This window comes from Myxococcus faecalis (assembly GCF_050039385.1).
GTDB classification, from domain to species: Bacteria; Myxococcota; Myxococcia; order Myxococcales; family Myxococcaceae; genus Myxococcus; species Myxococcus fulvus.
In genome coordinates this window covers 826,321-840,400 of the sequence record NZ_CP144336.1, presented here as the reverse complement: position 1 = coordinate 840,400, position 14,080 = coordinate 826,321, and the positions used below count along the sequence as shown (strand labels likewise).

The 14,080-nt window shown below is 71.6% G+C and carries 13 protein-coding genes; 6 read left to right on the top strand and 7 right to left on the bottom strand.

Translation table 11 applies throughout. From position 1 onward, the window contains the following. Position 1 precedes the first annotated feature (1 nt). The 3 genes from VZQ01_RS03220 to VZQ01_RS03210 all read left to right on the top strand — a co-directional run bounded on the left by VZQ01_RS03220 (position 2) and on the right by VZQ01_RS03210 (position 3,537). Complete coding sequence (locus VZQ01_RS03220) at positions 2-1,312, top strand: adenylosuccinate synthase (protein WP_046712872.1); 1,311 nt, start codon at positions 2-4, stop codon at positions 1,310-1,312. A 104-nt stretch (positions 1,313-1,416) separates the two neighbouring features. Then, entirely contained in the window at positions 1,417-3,042 is a 1,626-nt protein-coding gene (locus tag VZQ01_RS03215) for a tetratricopeptide repeat protein (RefSeq protein ID WP_426748924.1), read from the top strand. A gap of 63 nt (positions 3,043-3,105) precedes the next feature. After that, complete coding sequence (locus VZQ01_RS03210; RefSeq protein ID WP_141325203.1) at positions 3,106-3,537, top strand: PH domain-containing protein; 432 nt, start codon at positions 3,106-3,108, stop codon at positions 3,535-3,537. Positions 3,538-3,541: 4 nt separating this feature from the next. Here VZQ01_RS03210 and VZQ01_RS03205 read toward each other — a convergent pair whose 3' ends face one another. From VZQ01_RS03205 to VZQ01_RS03190, 4 genes are all read right to left on the bottom strand, one after another. Beyond that, complete coding sequence (locus tag VZQ01_RS03205; protein ID WP_223746738.1) at positions 3,542-4,366, bottom strand: FHA domain-containing protein; 825 nt, start codon at positions 4,364-4,366, stop codon at positions 3,542-3,544. 110 nt (positions 4,367-4,476) lie between these two features. After that, positions 4,477-5,232 carry a YqjF family protein gene (locus tag VZQ01_RS03200; RefSeq protein ID WP_426746880.1) on the bottom strand — a complete coding sequence of 252 codons (756 nt, stop codon included), beginning with the start codon at positions 5,230-5,232 and terminating at the stop codon, positions 4,477-4,479. A gap of 64 nt (positions 5,233-5,296) precedes the next feature. Continuing rightward, the gene (locus VZQ01_RS03195; protein WP_426746879.1) at positions 5,297-6,010 is read right to left on the bottom strand and encodes a hypothetical protein; all 714 of its coding nucleotides are present in this window, start codon (positions 6,008-6,010) and stop codon (positions 5,297-5,299) included. 19 nt (positions 6,011-6,029) lie between these two features. After that, on the bottom strand, positions 6,030-6,638 hold the full coding sequence (locus tag VZQ01_RS03190; RefSeq protein ID WP_426746878.1) for an LppP/LprE family lipoprotein: 609 nt from the start codon (positions 6,636-6,638) through the stop codon (positions 6,030-6,032). A gap of 152 nt (positions 6,639-6,790) precedes the next feature. Here VZQ01_RS03190 and VZQ01_RS03185 point away from each other — a divergent pair, with 152 nt between their 5' ends. Continuing rightward, positions 6,791-7,987 (top strand): carbohydrate-binding family 9-like protein, encoded by a 1,197-nt coding sequence (locus VZQ01_RS03185; RefSeq protein WP_426746877.1) that lies wholly within the window; start codon positions 6,791-6,793, stop codon positions 7,985-7,987. An 18-nt stretch (positions 7,988-8,005) separates the two neighbouring features. Here VZQ01_RS03185 and VZQ01_RS03180 read toward each other — a convergent pair whose 3' ends face one another. Beyond that, the gene (locus VZQ01_RS03180) at positions 8,006-8,260 is read right to left on the bottom strand and encodes a hypothetical protein (RefSeq protein WP_426746876.1); all 255 of its coding nucleotides are present in this window, start codon (positions 8,258-8,260) and stop codon (positions 8,006-8,008) included. A gap of 4 nt (positions 8,261-8,264) precedes the next feature. Further along, entirely contained in the window at positions 8,265-10,724 is a 2,460-nt protein-coding gene (locus VZQ01_RS03175) for a DNA internalization-related competence protein ComEC/Rec2 (RefSeq protein WP_426746875.1), read from the bottom strand. A 191-nt stretch (positions 10,725-10,915) separates the two neighbouring features. On the opposite strand from VZQ01_RS03175, the gene VZQ01_RS03170 reads away from it, so the two are divergent. Then, on the top strand, positions 10,916-11,410 hold the full coding sequence (locus VZQ01_RS03170; protein ID WP_013939202.1) for a CarD family transcriptional regulator: 495 nt from the start codon (positions 10,916-10,918) through the stop codon (positions 11,408-11,410). A 72-nt stretch (positions 11,411-11,482) separates the two neighbouring features. Further along, positions 11,483-12,148 carry a hypothetical protein gene (locus VZQ01_RS03165; protein ID WP_426746874.1) on the top strand — a complete coding sequence of 222 codons (666 nt, stop codon included), beginning with the start codon at positions 11,483-11,485 and terminating at the stop codon, positions 12,146-12,148. On the opposite strand, the gene VZQ01_RS03160 is transcribed toward VZQ01_RS03165, so the two are convergent. Further along, positions 12,111-13,946, bottom strand: a complete 1,836-nt coding sequence (locus VZQ01_RS03160) for an FHA domain-containing protein (RefSeq protein WP_426746873.1) — start codon at positions 13,944-13,946, stop codon at positions 12,111-12,113. The two genes, VZQ01_RS03165 and VZQ01_RS03160, sit on opposite strands and share 38 nt — an antisense overlap. Between the last annotated feature and the right edge of the window lie 134 nt (positions 13,947-14,080).

Sequence of the window (14,080 nt, the reverse complement as noted above, 5' to 3'; positions counted from 1 at the left end):
CATGCCGAACGTCGTCGTCATCGGAGCGCAGTGGGGAGATGAAGGGAAGGGCAAGGTCGTGGACCTGCTCACCGAGCATGCCCAGTTGGTCGTCCGCTTCCAGGGCGGCAACAACGCGGGGCATACGCTCGTGGTGGGGGGCCAGAAGACGGTCCTGCACCTGATTCCCTCGGGCATCCTCCACCAGGGCAAGACGTGTGTCATTGGCAACGGAGTGGTGGTGGACCCGGCGGTGCTCGTGGGGGAGATCGACGCGCTCAAGGCGCGCGGCTTCCTCAAGGAGGACTCGCAGCTCATCATCTCCGACAATGCCCACGTCATCTTCCCGTGGCACAAGCTGCTGGACAGCTTCCGCGAGAAGGCCCGCGGTGGCAGCGCCATCGGCACCACCGGCCGCGGTATCGGCCCGTCCTACGAGGACAAGGTGGCGCGCCGGGGCATCCGCATGCGGGACTTGCTCAACCCCGAGCGCCTGCGCAAGCGCATCGAGGAGCGGCTGCCCCAGGCCCTCGAGGAGCTCCGGGAGCTGTGCGGCAAGGCGGGCGTGCCGGTGCCCCAGCTCGAGGTGCCCCAGGTGCTCGCGGAGTTCTCCGGGCTGGGTGAGCGGCTCAAGCCCTACGTGCACGACGCCTCGCTGTACCTCGCCGGCCAGGTGCGCCGCGGCGCGCGCATCCTCTTCGAGGGCGCGCAGGGCACGCTGCTCGACGTGGACCACGGCACCTATCCCTTCGTCACGTCGTCCAACTGCGTGGCGGGCAACGCCGCGGTGGGCTCGGGCCTGGGCCCGACGGCCATCGACAAGGTGATGGGCATCAGCAAGGCCTACACCACGCGCGTCGGCGGCGGTCCGTTCCCCACGGAGCTCAGCGACGCCATCGGCGACCAGCTGCGCAAGGTGGGTGACGAGTTCGGCGCCACCACCGGTCGTCCCCGCCGCTGCGGCTGGCTGGACGGCGTGGTGCTGCGCTACGCGGCGCGCGTCAACGGCCTGTGGGGCATGGCGCTCACCAAGCTCGACGTGCTCAGCGGCCTGAAGTCGCTGCAGATCTGCAACGCGTACGACCTGGACGGCGAGAAGATCACCGAGCTGCCCGGCGACTACGAGGACCTGGCGCGCGTCAAGCCCATCTACGAGACGCTGCCCGGCTGGGAGGAGAACCTCGCCGGCGTGCGCAGCTTCGACGAGCTGCCGGAGAACGCGAAGCGCTACGTGCGCCGCGTGGAAGAGGTCAGCGGCGTGCCCGTGGTGTGCGTCTCCGTGGGCGCCGACCGCGGCGAGACGGTGCTGCTGCAGAACCCCTTCCGCAGCTGAGACGGGCCACACCCTCGGAGAAACTCCCACCGGGGGTGTGGGCGCATCGTGACGTCGTCCCCGGTTTCTGCTACGGCAACCGGTGCAACCCCTTGGGGGACGTCATGCACCTGGTGCGCAAGTCCGTCGTCGTCCTGTCCGCGGTGCTGCTGCTCGGTGCCGCGGAGCCCTCCGAGCCCGCCCGGGCCGCCTTTGCTCGCGGCGAGTCCGCCCTGGGCGCCGGCCGTCTGGACGAGGCGGCCGCCGCATACCGCGAAGCACTGGCCGCCACTCCGGGCTATGCCCCCGCGCTCAACGGCCTGGGCAGCGTGGCCTTCCGCCAGGGCAAGCTGAAGGACGCCATCGCGCGCTTCGGCGAGGCCACGCAGGCGGACCCGCTGCACAAGATGGCGCACTTCAACCTGGGCTATGCCGCGCGCAAGGCCGGGGACGCCGCCACCGCCGCCCGCGCCTACGGGCGCTATGTCGAGCTCGAGCCGGACGACGCGGACGGCTACTACGGCCTCGCGGAGAGCCACCGCCGGCTCGGCGACAAGGCCCAGGCCATCGCCGCGTATCAGGGCTACATCGCCCGTGAGAACCGGCCCTCGGAGCAGATCTGGGTCCAGAAGGCGCGCGGCTACCTGAAGTCGCTCGGCGCCTCGCCCCTGCCGCCCGAGTCTTCGAAGCCGCTCCCGCGCGGCGTCGCGGCGACGCCTCCGACGAGCACCCTCGGCGCCTCGCCCGAGTCCCCGAAGCCGCTCCCCCGCGTCGCCGAGGCGCCGCCTCCGACGAGCACCCTCGGCGCCTCGCCCGAGACTCCGAAGCCGCTCCCGCGCGTCGCCGAGGCGCCGACGACGACGAGCACCCCGGGCGTCACCCCAGTGACACCTCCCGCTGTGGCGACGGCCGACGGCGCGGACCTGCGCGAGAAGGGGACGCCCCCGGGCACCGCCGTGGCCTCGCCGGCTTCGACGCCCTCGGCGCAGGAGCCGGTGCCCTTCCCGTCGAAGCCCTCGGCCGAGGTCGCGCAGGCGCGCACGCCGAACCCCGCGCTGGCGGCGGCGCGCATCCGGGACGGCGACGCGCTGATGAAGGAGCGCCGCTACCGCGAGGCGGCCTTCGCGTTCCTGGATGCGTCGCACGCGGACGAGGGCCATGTGGAGGCCTTGTTCAAGCTGGGCAACGCGTTGGCGGTGCTCGGCTACTACGGGCAGGCGGTGGAGAAGTGGGAGTCCGCCATCCAGCTCACGAAGGACGCGGCCATCCGTCAGAGCGCGCAGGACAACATCGCGCGGGCGCGGACGAAGATGGCGCAGTCGGGCGCGTCGCCGCAGGCGGCGGGACAGGCCCCGGGCTCCGGACCTGTCGCGGAGACGACACGGGCGCAGGCCCGGAGGGTCTATGAGCAGGGCGTGCAGCGCATCGGCTCGCGCGACTTCGCCACGGCGCTGACGCACCTGACCCAGGCCATCCAGCTGGAGCCCATGCTCGCGGTGGCCTACACCGCGCGCGGCAGCGCCAACATCGGCCTGCGGCGCTACGCGGAGGCCGCGGCGGACTATCAGTTCGCGATGGAGCTGGAGCCCCAGGCGGCGTCCCCCCTGTACGGGTTGGCCGAGTCCTACCGTGCCCTGGGGCGCAACGCGGAGGCACGGGGGCTCTACGAGCGCTATGCCGCCTCGTCGGCCGCGGACGTCCGTCCCCAGCTCCAGGAGGAATCTCGACAGAAGGCCGTGAAGCTGCGTTGACCGGCGGCCAGGCGGGCCGGGGGGCAGGTGGATCCTGTCAGCCCCAAGCATTAATTTGGAGGCATGACCGGGCGCGACGCGGAGATGAACGGACGGCAGGTCTTTCGCCCTCGTCGTAGCCTCTCGGCTGCGATGGCGGCGGCGGGTCTGCTCTGGGTGGCGGTGCTGCTCTACCTCTTCAAGTTCGAAGGGGTGCCGCTGAAGACCTTCCTCTCAGCGGGCTTCTTCATCCTCTTCTTCGGCGTCTCGCTCGCGTACTACGCGCGCACGCTCATCGTCGTGGACGCCCGGGGCATCACCTACCGGGGCATGGTCCGCACCCGGCGCTTCGCGTTCTCGGACATCCGCAACGTGGACGTGCTGCCGGGCCCCGTCACCGTCTACGCCATCCGGGGACAGTGGGGATTCGTCCACTTCACCAGCTTCTTCCTGCATCACCAGAAGCTCGCCCGGATTCTCGTCGAACGCGCTGGGCTGGCGCCGCTGCCGGGTTGACGCGCTAGGTCGTCATCAGGAGGTAGGTGACGAGCAGTCCCGCCAGCGCCGCGGTGCCTCCCAGCCCGATGAACCACCACTCCGCGCGAGCCTTCCGCCGAGGAGGCGCCGTCTGCGCCGGCCCCGTGTCCGAGAGGCTCTGTTCGGGGGATTCCGGGGCGGCCGGCTCCGCGGGCGCCTCGTCCAGGGCCGCCTGGAAGCGCAGCAGCGTGCGCCCCAGCTCCAGCACGTCGCCATCGCACAGCGTCACGGGCTCCTGGACGCGCTCCCCGTTGACGTAGACGCCGTTGGGACTGCCCAGGTCCTCCAGGACGAACACACCTTCTTCGTGGTGGATGCGCGCGTGATTGCGGGACACGGACCTGTCGCGAAGGCGCAGCGTGGCTTCTTGTCCCCGACCGAGGTCCGTGCGGGCGTCCGCGAGCGCGTGCATCCGGCCCACGTCCAGTCCCGTCAGGCAGGTGAGGGTGGCCGCGCGGGAAGGGGCCGCGTCCAGGCCCGTGAGCAGCCCCTTGAGCACGGCGACAGTGCCCTGGGCGCGCTGCTCGGGTGTCTCCGGGAGGACACTCAGGCGCATCGTGTCGGGCAGGCCCACCACCTCGCCGGGGAGCACCAGCCTGGACACGCCCGGAGGCACGAGCACCCCGTTGACGTCGAAGGTCCGGGTCGCCTCCACCATGAGCCGCTGCCCCTCGATGTGCAGGGACAAGAGGTGGGGCGGCAGGGCCTCCAGGCGGACATGGTCCTCGGGACCGCCGCCCAGCAGGTGATGGCCCTCGGGCAATTCGAAGGGCGTGGTGGTGCCCAGGTGCTGGAATTCGAAGCGCATGACCCGGGGCTGGAGCAACGGGTGGACCGCCCTGGCGCACGGGGATTCGCGTGCTTGGCGCTTGGGTGCGTCCCGGGCGCTGGCCCGGCCCGTCCTCGCCGCGAGACGGCTCAGGCGGCCGGGTCGAGTGAAGTGTCCACTTCCGACACGCGCGCGCCAGGATGGACGGCCACCGCGGAGCCATCCGCGACGAACGCGGAGGCGGGCGTGCCCCGCAGGAAGGGCACGAAGCGCTCGCCGTACAGCTTCGCCACGTCGCACTCGAAGACGGTGTCCTCGGCGCGCCACACGGACCAGCGCGGGTGCTCCACGCGGTACTCCGCGCTGCCTCCGTCGCGCTGGGGTGTGTAGCCCCAGTAGTGCTCGGTGATGAACTCCTCCTGCGAATCCGGAGCGCTGGGCAGGGGAGCGCCCCGCGTGCGCGCCGCGAGCCGATGCCAGCGGCCCGCGTGCTTCCAGCCGTACTCCAGGCGGCCCGGTGCGCCCTGCTCGGCGCCGTCCATCTCCACGAGGTGCCGCATGGGCAGCGCCAGGTACGGCTCGTTGTAGACGACGCGCGCCACCGTCGCGATGGCCCACCGGGGGACGAGCTCCCGCACGAAGGCCACGCCCCGTCGCCATCCCTCGGGTCCTCGGTGGCGCACGTAGTAGCGGAGGTTGACCTCGTCGAAGTCGCGATGGAAGGGCACCGCGAGCCCGCGCACGCGCGTGTCGAGGAAGCGGAAGCCCACCATGCTGGCGAAGGCCTTGCCTCGCCACGTGTCCAGCTCCGTGCCTCGGGGGACGAGCGGCGCGAGCACCTTCGGGTCCACCTCGTAGTTGAGCATCACGAGGTAGCGCCACGTGGCTGTCAGGAAGGGGCTCATGTCCCTTCGTAATCCGCGCCGGGCCCGCGTGTCCGGGCCGCCGTCGCGGGCCCCGAACTCCGCCTTACCGGAGTCGGAAGCCGATGTTCTGTGGGAGCGAGAACATGTACGCGCTCGCGGCCACCATCATCACCACACCCAGGGCGAGCAGCGAGAGCTTCAGCGACGGGTGGTCGAGCTTCGTGGCCACGCCCGCGAAGAAGAGGACGGAGGCGAAGAGGACGACGCAGAAGGTGAAGTTGTCGCCGTTCTGGGTGGCCTGCCGCGCCTTGTCGAAGGTCGCTGACGCCTCTTCGTTCAGCAGCCGGCTGCGCTCGCGAGGCGCCGGGTAGTATTCGGGCCGCGTGAAGGGCGTGTCCGGCGGCGCGACGCCTTGCTCGAGTCCCTCCGCGCGCCACGCCTCGAAGGCGGGGCGGAACTCCTCGCGGAAGCGCTGCTCGAAGAACCGCGCCCGCTTCTCGTCGCCGTCGCTCCACGCGGCGGCCCAGTTCCCGAAGGTGCTCGTGTCCACCTCGACGAGCAGCGCCATCTCGTTGGCGGCGCGGACGGCCTCGGAGCGCAGCGCGTTCGCCTTGCTGTATTCGTAGGACTGCTCGCCGCTCCAGCGGGTGGCCTGGTACGCGCTCCACGCGGAGCCGACGGTGGCGAGCGCGAGCAGCACGGTGGCGAGCAGCTCCACCATGTACTCACGCCTGCGCTCGCGCGCGGGGCGCAGGTGGAGGATGGCGTCGGCGAGCTCCTTGTGGAACTCGTGGGGAGCCGGGGATGACGTGCTCATGCGGGGCCTCCAGGTCCTGTCACGGCGAGGACGTCGGTTGTGTGGTGGCCGAGGTCGCCGTCACCACGGGCCCCTTGGGTCCGGGCCGGATTTCGTAGTCGACGGAGGCCTGTCGGGAGGGGCAGCACAGCGGATCCTCGTCCGAGTAGCGGCGCACCGCGCCCGACAGGCTCTTCGCGTCCACCAGCCGCACGTCCCCGAGCGCTCCGTCGAACCGGTCCGACATGGGCTCCGGCGACAATGTGCCCGCGAAGCGGCCGTCGACGAAGACGAACACCTGGTAGCCCATGGCGCGGCACTGGCCGTCCCCCTCGGCCGCGGCGGTGATGACCTCCGTCGTGTCGTAGACCTGCAGCGCGCCCAGCAGCGTCCAGCCCGCCTTCACCACGGCCCGGTCCGACGCGGTGGTGGGCTTTCGCGCGAGCTTCGCGCAGGGGCCCGTGCGCAGGGACTGGCCATCGCCACGAGGCGCCTTGGGCAGCGTGGCCCCCGACACGTTCCATGACGCCAGGGGCTGCTTGTCCACCCACGCGGAGCCGCTGGCCTGGGGCGCGGCGGGCGACGCGGCCAGGGCGGGGGCCGCCCAGAGCAGCAGGACGGCGGGGATGAGCACTCGACGTCGCGACATGGGCGAGACCTCCGGAAGCAAGATGGCCCTGTCGCGCGCGAATGGGACGTGGGACGCGCGGGCGGGCAGGTGAGCGGAGGGCCGCCCGGGTCGAACGCAGGCGCGATGGAGCCCACCTCGCCGCGGGAAGGCCGCTAGGATGCCCGCCGCCGATGCGCACTTCCTCCATCGTCCTCTTCCTGACCCTCTCGTGTTCCGTGGCCGCGTGCCGCGATGAACAGGCGGGCCCCAAGCCGCGCACGCAGCGTCTGCCGGAGCCTGCCCGCGCCCGCATCCTGGACGCCGCGCCCTCGGACCTGACCTTCCGCGCGGGCACGACGTTCGCCGGCGGCTCGGTGGTGTACCTGGGCTCGAAGGTGACGCCCGCGAACGCCGCCCCGGGGCAGCAGGTCCAGCTCTCGCACTACTTCCAGGCGCGCGCGCAGCCGCCCCAGGGCTACGGCTTCTTCGTCCACGTGGTGGACGTGGCGAGCGGCGGCATGGTCGTCAACGCGGACCACGAAATCCAGGACGGCGCCGCGCCGTTGGCCACGTGGCCGGTGGGCAAGGTCATCGAGGATGTCCACGTCGTGCCCATGCCCAACGCCCCCGCGCGGGTCATGCTGGGCTTCTGGCGCGGCGACGAGCGGCTGGCCGTGGACGACGCCTCCGCCCAGGACGGCGCGAACCGGATGCTCGGGCCCCAGCTCGGCGGCGCCGCGCCGGCGCTCCCCGAGTACGTCGTGCGCCGGGCCGAGACGGCGCCCAAGCTGGACGGCGTGCTCGATGACGCGGTCTGGAAGACGGCGACGCCGGTGGTGCTGAAGGGCAGCTTCGACGGGCGCGCGGTGCGGCTGCGCACCGAGGCGCACCTGGCCTACGACGACGCGTACCTGTACGTGGCCTTCGACTGCGAGGACCCGGACGTCTGGGGCACGCTGCGCAAGCGCGACGACCCCATCTACGAGCAGGAGGTGGTGGAGATCTTCCTCGACGCCAACGCGGACGGGCGCACGTACAACGAGCTGCAGGTGTCACCGCACAACGTCCAGTTCGACGCGTACTTCCCCGCGCGTCGGCAGGGCATGGACCTGTCGTGGGACTCGGGGCTGACGTCCGCCGTGAAGGTGCGCGGCACGCTGGATGACGCCTCCGACAAGGACGAGGGCTGGTCCGTGGAGATGCGCATCCCCTTCGCGAAGCTCGCGGAGGTGCCCCGGGTGCCGCCGCAACCTGGGGACAAGTGGCGCTTCAATCTCTATCGGCTGGAGCACCACGGCCGGAAGACGGTGGAAGGCCAGGCCTTCTCACCGCTCTTCGTCGGTGACTTCCACGCGCTGCCGCGCTTCGGGTGGCTGACGTTCCAGTGAGGGGCCGCGCCCCCGCGCTCAGGCGTGCGGGCTGATGTCCCACTGGGCATCCGCGACGGAGCGCTCGGAGGTGTCGCCCAGGAAGCGGAGGAAGCCCTGGAGCTCGAGCGTGTCGATGAGCTCCTCGGCCTCCTGTTGCGAGTACCCCTTCAGGTCCACGAGCAGGTCGCGCATGAGCGACTTGCCGCGCAGGTAGCCCACGGGCTCTCCAGGGCCGAGCTTGGACTTCAGGTCCGCCGTCAACTGCCGCAGGTCGATGTCCTCGGGAATCATCGACTCAACGATGGGAATGACGCTCCCCCGCGGCAAGTCGTGGCGCGGAGGGCTCCGGCTCGCGCGTCAGGTGAGGGACCAGCCGGACTTCCCGCCCATCACTCTCCACCGTGACGGCGCCGTCGATGTCCGTCCGCCAACACTCGCTGCCCAGGGCGCGGTAGCGCGCCTCGACCTCCGGGTGGGGGAAGCCGAAGCGGTTGCGCCGGCCGACGCAGAAGACGACGTGCTGGGGGCGCACCCGCTCCAGCAGCGCCTGGGTGGAGGACGTCCGGGAGCCATGGTGGGGTGCCTTCATCACCGTCACCGGGCCCAGGCCTTCCGTCAGCAGCTCCTCCGCGTCGTGCTCCATGTCGCCGGGCAGGAGCACCGTGACGTCGCCATGGCGCACGCGCAGCACCACGCTGCGGTCATTGACGCCCTCCAGCAGCTCCCGCTCCGTCGGGCCGGGTGGCCCCAGCACCTCCACCGTCGCGTCTCCCAGGCGAAGCGGCGGATGGCCCGCCTCCACCTCCTCGACACGTGCGCTGCCCGCCGCCTTCACCACCTGCCGTGACAGGGGACCGCCCTCGTCACCCGCGGGCAGCCACAGGCGCGCGGTGGGCACCTGTCCCAGGGTCGATATCAATCCCAGCGCGTGGTCCGGGTGCGGATGGGACAGCACCGTCAAATCCAACGCGGAGATACCCTGGTGGCGCAGGTAGGGCAGCACGAAGCGCGTGCCCGTGTCCGCGCCGTTGGGCGCGCCGCCGCCGTCCACCAGCGCATGGTGTCCCCGCGAGCTGAGCACCACGGCGTCTCCTTGCCCCACGGAGAGGAAGGTGACGCGCAGGCCCGGCTGCGGCATCACCCGGGGCACGAGCACGGTGGCGACGAGCGCCGCGGGCGTGAGCCACAGGCCGTGTCTCCACCGCCCCGCGCCCAGGGCCCACACCAGCAATCCCAGCGCATACGGCGCGGCCCAGAGGCCCAGCGACGGCACCTCCACCGCGGCCAGGGGCATGGCCGCGAACACGCGCGTCACCCACAGCAGCGCCTCCGACGCCCACGCGCCCGCCCACAGCACGGGCGTGGCCACCACGGGCGAGATGACGAACAGCGCCGCCCCTCCCGCCGCCAGCCCCGTGAGCAGGCCACAGAGGGGCAGGGCGACGACATTGGACAGGAGCCCCGCCAGGCTCACCCGTCCGAAGGCCGAGGCCACCACGGGCAGCCCCGCGAGCGTGGCCGCGCCGCTCGCGCACAGCGTCTGCGCCATGGCCTCGCGCGACTGGTGCCACCACCGCACCCATCGGCGAGGCTCGCGAGGGTCCGCGGGCGCCAGGGGGAGCGCCAGCCTCAGCGCGGGCACGAGCACGACCAGGCCGAAGACCGCCAGGAACGACAGCCGCAAGGACAGGTCCTCCACGCTGGAGGGCGCCCACAAGCCCAGCACCAGGGCCGCGGCGCTGAGGCCGTTGAGTCCATCCGCGCGCTTCCACCACGCCAGCCCCAACAGCACCACGGTGGCCATCACCGCCGAGCGCACCGCCGGAGGCTGGTTCCCGGTGAACAGCACGTAGGCCCAGACGAAGGGCACGGCCGCCGGAGCCGCCACCCGACGCGCATCCACCATCCGCCACCGCGCGCCCGCTCTCACCAGCAACCGCCGCAGCACCGCGAGCGTCATCAACGCGAGCGCCGCGACATGCAGCCCGCTCACGCTGAGCACGTGCGCGAGGCCCGCGCGTGAGAACGCGTCCTCCCACCCTGCAGCCAGCTCCGCCCGGCGTCCCGCCGCCAACGTCAGGAAGAGGGCCGCCGAGTCCCGCGACGGCGCCACCCGGTGCGTCTGCTCCGCGAGCCGCTCGCGCGTGTCCTCCAGGCTCCACCGCCACGTCGACGCGAGCGACAACACCAGCACCCGCTCCGCGCTCGTGGACCCGGTGAAGGCCACGCCCTGTCGCCGCCGGACCGAGGAGAAGTCCTTCTCACCGGGATTGGCCGCCGGAGCGTCCGGGGTGAGCCGCGTCCGCGCTCGGAGCCGCTGGCCCGGCAGCAACTCCACGGGCGCGCCGCGCAACGTCAGGTTCACCTTGAACCGGGCCGGCTCGAGCGCCGTCTCCGAGGGTCCCGCCCGGGCCACCACGAGCCGCACGCGCGTGCCGCCCTCCACGGCGTCCACCCGCTCCGCCTCGCCCTCCAGCACCGCCTCGCCGCCGCCCTGGAGGGACGCGGGCACCCGCACCCGGGCCTCCCAGTGCGACAGGCCGGCTCCCGCCATCCAGAGTGCCCCCAACACCGCCAGGTGAGCACCAGGCAGCCGGGCGAGCGCCAGGCCGACCAGTCCCAGCAAAACCCCGCAGACCAGAAATAGCTCCGCCGAGCCATCCGTTCCGGGTGACCAGAGAGCGCCCAGCAGCAGGCTCAACGAAGGAAAGAAGAGGGGACGCGTCCCCAGGTCGCGCCAAGCGTAACGTTCCACCCACCACCCCGACCTGCACCGTCCGTCACGCCAGCTCGCACACCGAGCGTCATCGCGTACGAAAACCGACAACGTAGTCGGACGCGTTCTGGGTGGTCAAGGCGTTATCGTTGCCCGTTGATGTGGTTTGTGGTAGTAGTGCCCGGCTTGTTGATGGAAGGCCGGTTGCGAGTCTTTCAAGGAGGCAGTTAGTGCAGACCAGCTTCAAGACTGGTGACAAGGCGGTTTATCCGGGCCAGGGCGTCGGTGAGGTGATGGGTATCGAGCACACCGAAGTGGCCGGGCAGCGCCAGTCGTTCTACGTGCTGCGCATCCTGGAGAACGGGATGCGGATCATGATCCCGATCAACAAGGTCGGGTCGGTCGGCCTCCGGGAGATCATCAGCGAGGAGGATGTGAAGCAGGTCTATTCCATCCTCAAGGAGAAGGACATCTCGGTCGACTCCACCACCTGGAACCGTCGGTACCGGGAGTACATGGAGAAGATCAAGACGGGCTCCGTCTTCGAGATCGCCGAGGTGCTGCGTGACCTCTACCTCCTGAAGGGCGACAAGGACCTGTCGTTCGGCGAGCGCAAGATGCTCGACACCGCGCGCTCGCTGCTCATCAAGGAGCTGTCGCTGGCGAAGGACTGCTCCGAGGAAGAGATCGAGTCGGACCTGAAGAAGATCTTCAACCTGGCCTGAGCCGGGCCTCCAGCCCGACACTCCCGCCCCGGGTTCCCTCGCAGGGAGCTCGGGGCTTCGTGTTTGTGCGTCATGATTGAGCCGTCATCCTCCTCCGCGTCGGCGCGGGCCGAGCGGGACCTTCGCATCGCCGAGCTGGAGGCGAGGCTCGCGCGCCGTCGCGTGGGCGTCAGGCCGCTGGCCGCGGTGCTGGGCATCATGGTGAGCCTTGCGCTGCTGGCGATGCAGCGTCGGGAGCTGGCGTATGTCTTCTCCCCGGCCGCTCCGCTCACGTTGGGCGTGGAGGGGGACTACCGGTTCGACGCGCTGGTCTCCAACCGCTACGCCCAGGTGCATGGCATCCCCACCGCGCGGGGCGCCTACGAGCGCGAGGGCGGCGCGACGTTCGTCCTGGTGGGCCTGCGCGAGTCTCCGTTCGTGGTGCGCAGGCTCGCGTTGCCTGGGGAGGACTGGGTGGAGGGCCGGCCTCCGCCTTCACCGGACTCGCGGCCCTTCGCCATCCGGGGGCGGCTCCTGGCGCAGGAGGACGCGCCTCGCTACCGGGACGCGCTCGCGTTGTTGAAGGGCATGGGAGAGCTTCAGCCCCACGAGGGCCGGCTGTGGCTTCTCATCGAGGGGGAGCGCCCCGGTGAGGACCGGGGGCGGGTGCTGGTGGCCCTGGCGCTGCTCGCGTTCGCGGTGTTGAACGCGGTGCTGCTGGTCAGGGGGCTGACTCGGCGGTGGTCTCCAGACGCCTGAGGCCCTCGATGGCGCTGCGGTTGCCCGAGTCGTACTTGAGGGCCTGCTGGAAGGCGGCCCGCGCGGCGCTCGAGTCGTGGGCCTTCACGTGGTCCACGCCGGAGCGGACGTACAGGATGGAGAGCTGCTTGCGCAGCTGCGGCCCCTGCAGGCTCCAGCCCTTGGAGAGCTCCTGGTCGATCTGCGTCGCCAGCGCGAGCTGGGAGATGGCGCGCGCCGTGTCGCCCTTCGCGAGCGCCTTGCGGGACTCGGCGCTGGTGGCCTCGAAGCGCACGAGCTGGGCGTGGAGCGTGTTGAGGCGGGCGCCCTTGGCCAGGTCCATCGCGCCAGCCAGGTCATTGGCTTCGTAGAGGCGCAGGACGTCCGCCTCCGTCACGGGGCCCGTGGGCTTCGACGGCGCGGCCTTGGGGGCGGTGGGTTCGGGGAAGGCCGCCACCTCCACGTCCGCGCTGGCACTGCTCGGCCGGACTGCGCCCGAGGCGATATCGCGAGCGCTCGGACTCGGCGATGCAACGGTGCTGGCCGGCGGCGAGCCCCGGCTCGCGCCCGAGGCGATGTCCCGGGCGCTCGGGCTCGAGGATGCAACGGAGCTGCCCGGGGATGCGCCACGGCTCGCACCCGAGGCGATGTCCCGGGCGCTCGGGGCTGGAGACGCAACCGTGTTGCTCGACGGCGAGCGGCCCGCTCCCGAGGCGATGTCCCGGGCGCTCATGCCGGTGGCCGCGACCGTGTTGGCGGAGCCGGCGGCGCCCTGTCCGTCCGAGACGTCATCGGTCCGCGAACCCCGCGAGCCGGTGTCCTGCTGTGCGCCCCGGTTGCCATTCCCGGCGATGTCGCGGGCGCTGAGTCCAGCCGGCGACGAGGGGCGCTTCGTGCCCGAGCCTTCGTCCGAGGCGGTCCGCTCGACCTTCGCGGTGCCAGCGTGCTCTCCGCCAGGACCCTCGTCGACCGCGCGTCCCGTCACGGCGCGCGCATTGCCCGGGTCCACGAGCAGGGGCGGCTCGGCATTCGTATCGCCGCTCGCCGTCGTCGCGCCCGCGTTCGTCGTCGCGCCCTCGGTGGGATTCACCGCGCGACTCGAGCTCAGCCCCACGGCCAGCACCGTCACCAGCGCGGCCACGGTGGAGCCCACGCCCGCGGCGACGAGCCCCACGCCCAGCGGCCCCAGCCCTCGCTTGCGAGGCACGGGCGGAGGCAGGGCCTGGGAGATGGCAGGCAGACCCGCGGCGGGCGTGCCTCCGGGGCCGCGCAGCCGCAGCAGCGCGTTGCCCAGGGTGATTTCGTCGCCCGACATCACCTCGACCTCGCCCGTGACGCGGACGCGGTTGAGGAAGGTGCCGTTCTGGCTGCCCAGGTCCTTCAGGAGGAACTGGTCCCCGGTGCGGATGACCTGCGCGTGCCGCCGGCTGATGGACGGGTGCTGCAGCCTCAGGTCCGAGGACGAGGACCGCCCCAACACCAGCGAGCCCTGCTGCACCGGCACCAGCTGCCCGATGCCAGGGCCGCGCTCGACGTACAGGAAGGCCGGCGGGTGACCGGGGTTCGAGTACTCGCGGCCCCAGTCGAACCTGGCCGACAGCTCCCGGTCCGCCTTGTCGCGGCCCTTGCCCGAGCCCTGACGGGGCGCCTTGCGCGGGCCCGCCGGGTACTGGGGCACGCGCTGGGGACGCGGGTCATCGGCCTGCAGGGGCGCCACCTCGTCGTCGTCGAAGGGCAGCTCCACCTCGGGTTCCTTCGGCGCCTGCGAACCCGGCGGGCGGGGAGGGCGGGGCGGGCGCTTGGGATTCGGTGGAGCCATGAACACCATTCTCGCTGATTGAGGACCGGCTGGAAGGTTCTCAGGCCCTGGGCGTCCGAAGTTGTCCAGGTCCGATGGTTTCCCCCAGCCCTTCCGGATTCAAGACCCCGTGAATGCTGGCCTGTACAGGGACC

Coding starts and splice junctions, on each gene's coding strand:
- VZQ01_RS03220 (WP_046712872.1), top strand. CDS start 2: ATGCCGAACGTCGTCGTCATCGGAGCGCAGTGGGGAGATGAAGGGAAG.
- VZQ01_RS03215 (WP_426748924.1), top strand. CDS start 1,417: ATGCACCTGGTGCGCAAGTCCGTCGTCGTCCTGTCCGCGGTGCTGCTG.
- VZQ01_RS03210 (WP_141325203.1), top strand. CDS start 3,106: ATGACCGGGCGCGACGCGGAGATGAACGGACGGCAGGTCTTTCGCCCT.
- VZQ01_RS03205 (WP_223746738.1), bottom strand. CDS start 4,366: ATGCGCTTCGAATTCCAGCACCTGGGCACCACCACGCCCTTCGAATTG.
- VZQ01_RS03200 (WP_426746880.1), bottom strand. CDS start 5,232: ATGAGCCCCTTCCTGACAGCCACGTGGCGCTACCTCGTGATGCTCAAC.
- VZQ01_RS03195 (WP_426746879.1), bottom strand. CDS start 6,010: ATGAGCACGTCATCCCCGGCTCCCCACGAGTTCCACAAGGAGCTCGCC.
- VZQ01_RS03190 (WP_426746878.1), bottom strand. CDS start 6,638: ATGTCGCGACGTCGAGTGCTCATCCCCGCCGTCCTGCTGCTCTGGGCG.
- VZQ01_RS03185 (WP_426746877.1), top strand. CDS start 6,791: ATGCGCACTTCCTCCATCGTCCTCTTCCTGACCCTCTCGTGTTCCGTG.
- VZQ01_RS03180 (WP_426746876.1), bottom strand. CDS start 8,260: ATGATTCCCGAGGACATCGACCTGCGGCAGTTGACGGCGGACCTGAAG.
- VZQ01_RS03165 (WP_426746874.1), top strand. CDS start 11,483: ATGATTGAGCCGTCATCCTCCTCCGCGTCGGCGCGGGCCGAGCGGGAC.
- VZQ01_RS03160 (WP_426746873.1), bottom strand. CDS start 13,946: ATGGCTCCACCGAATCCCAAGCGCCCGCCCCGCCCTCCCCGCCCGCCG.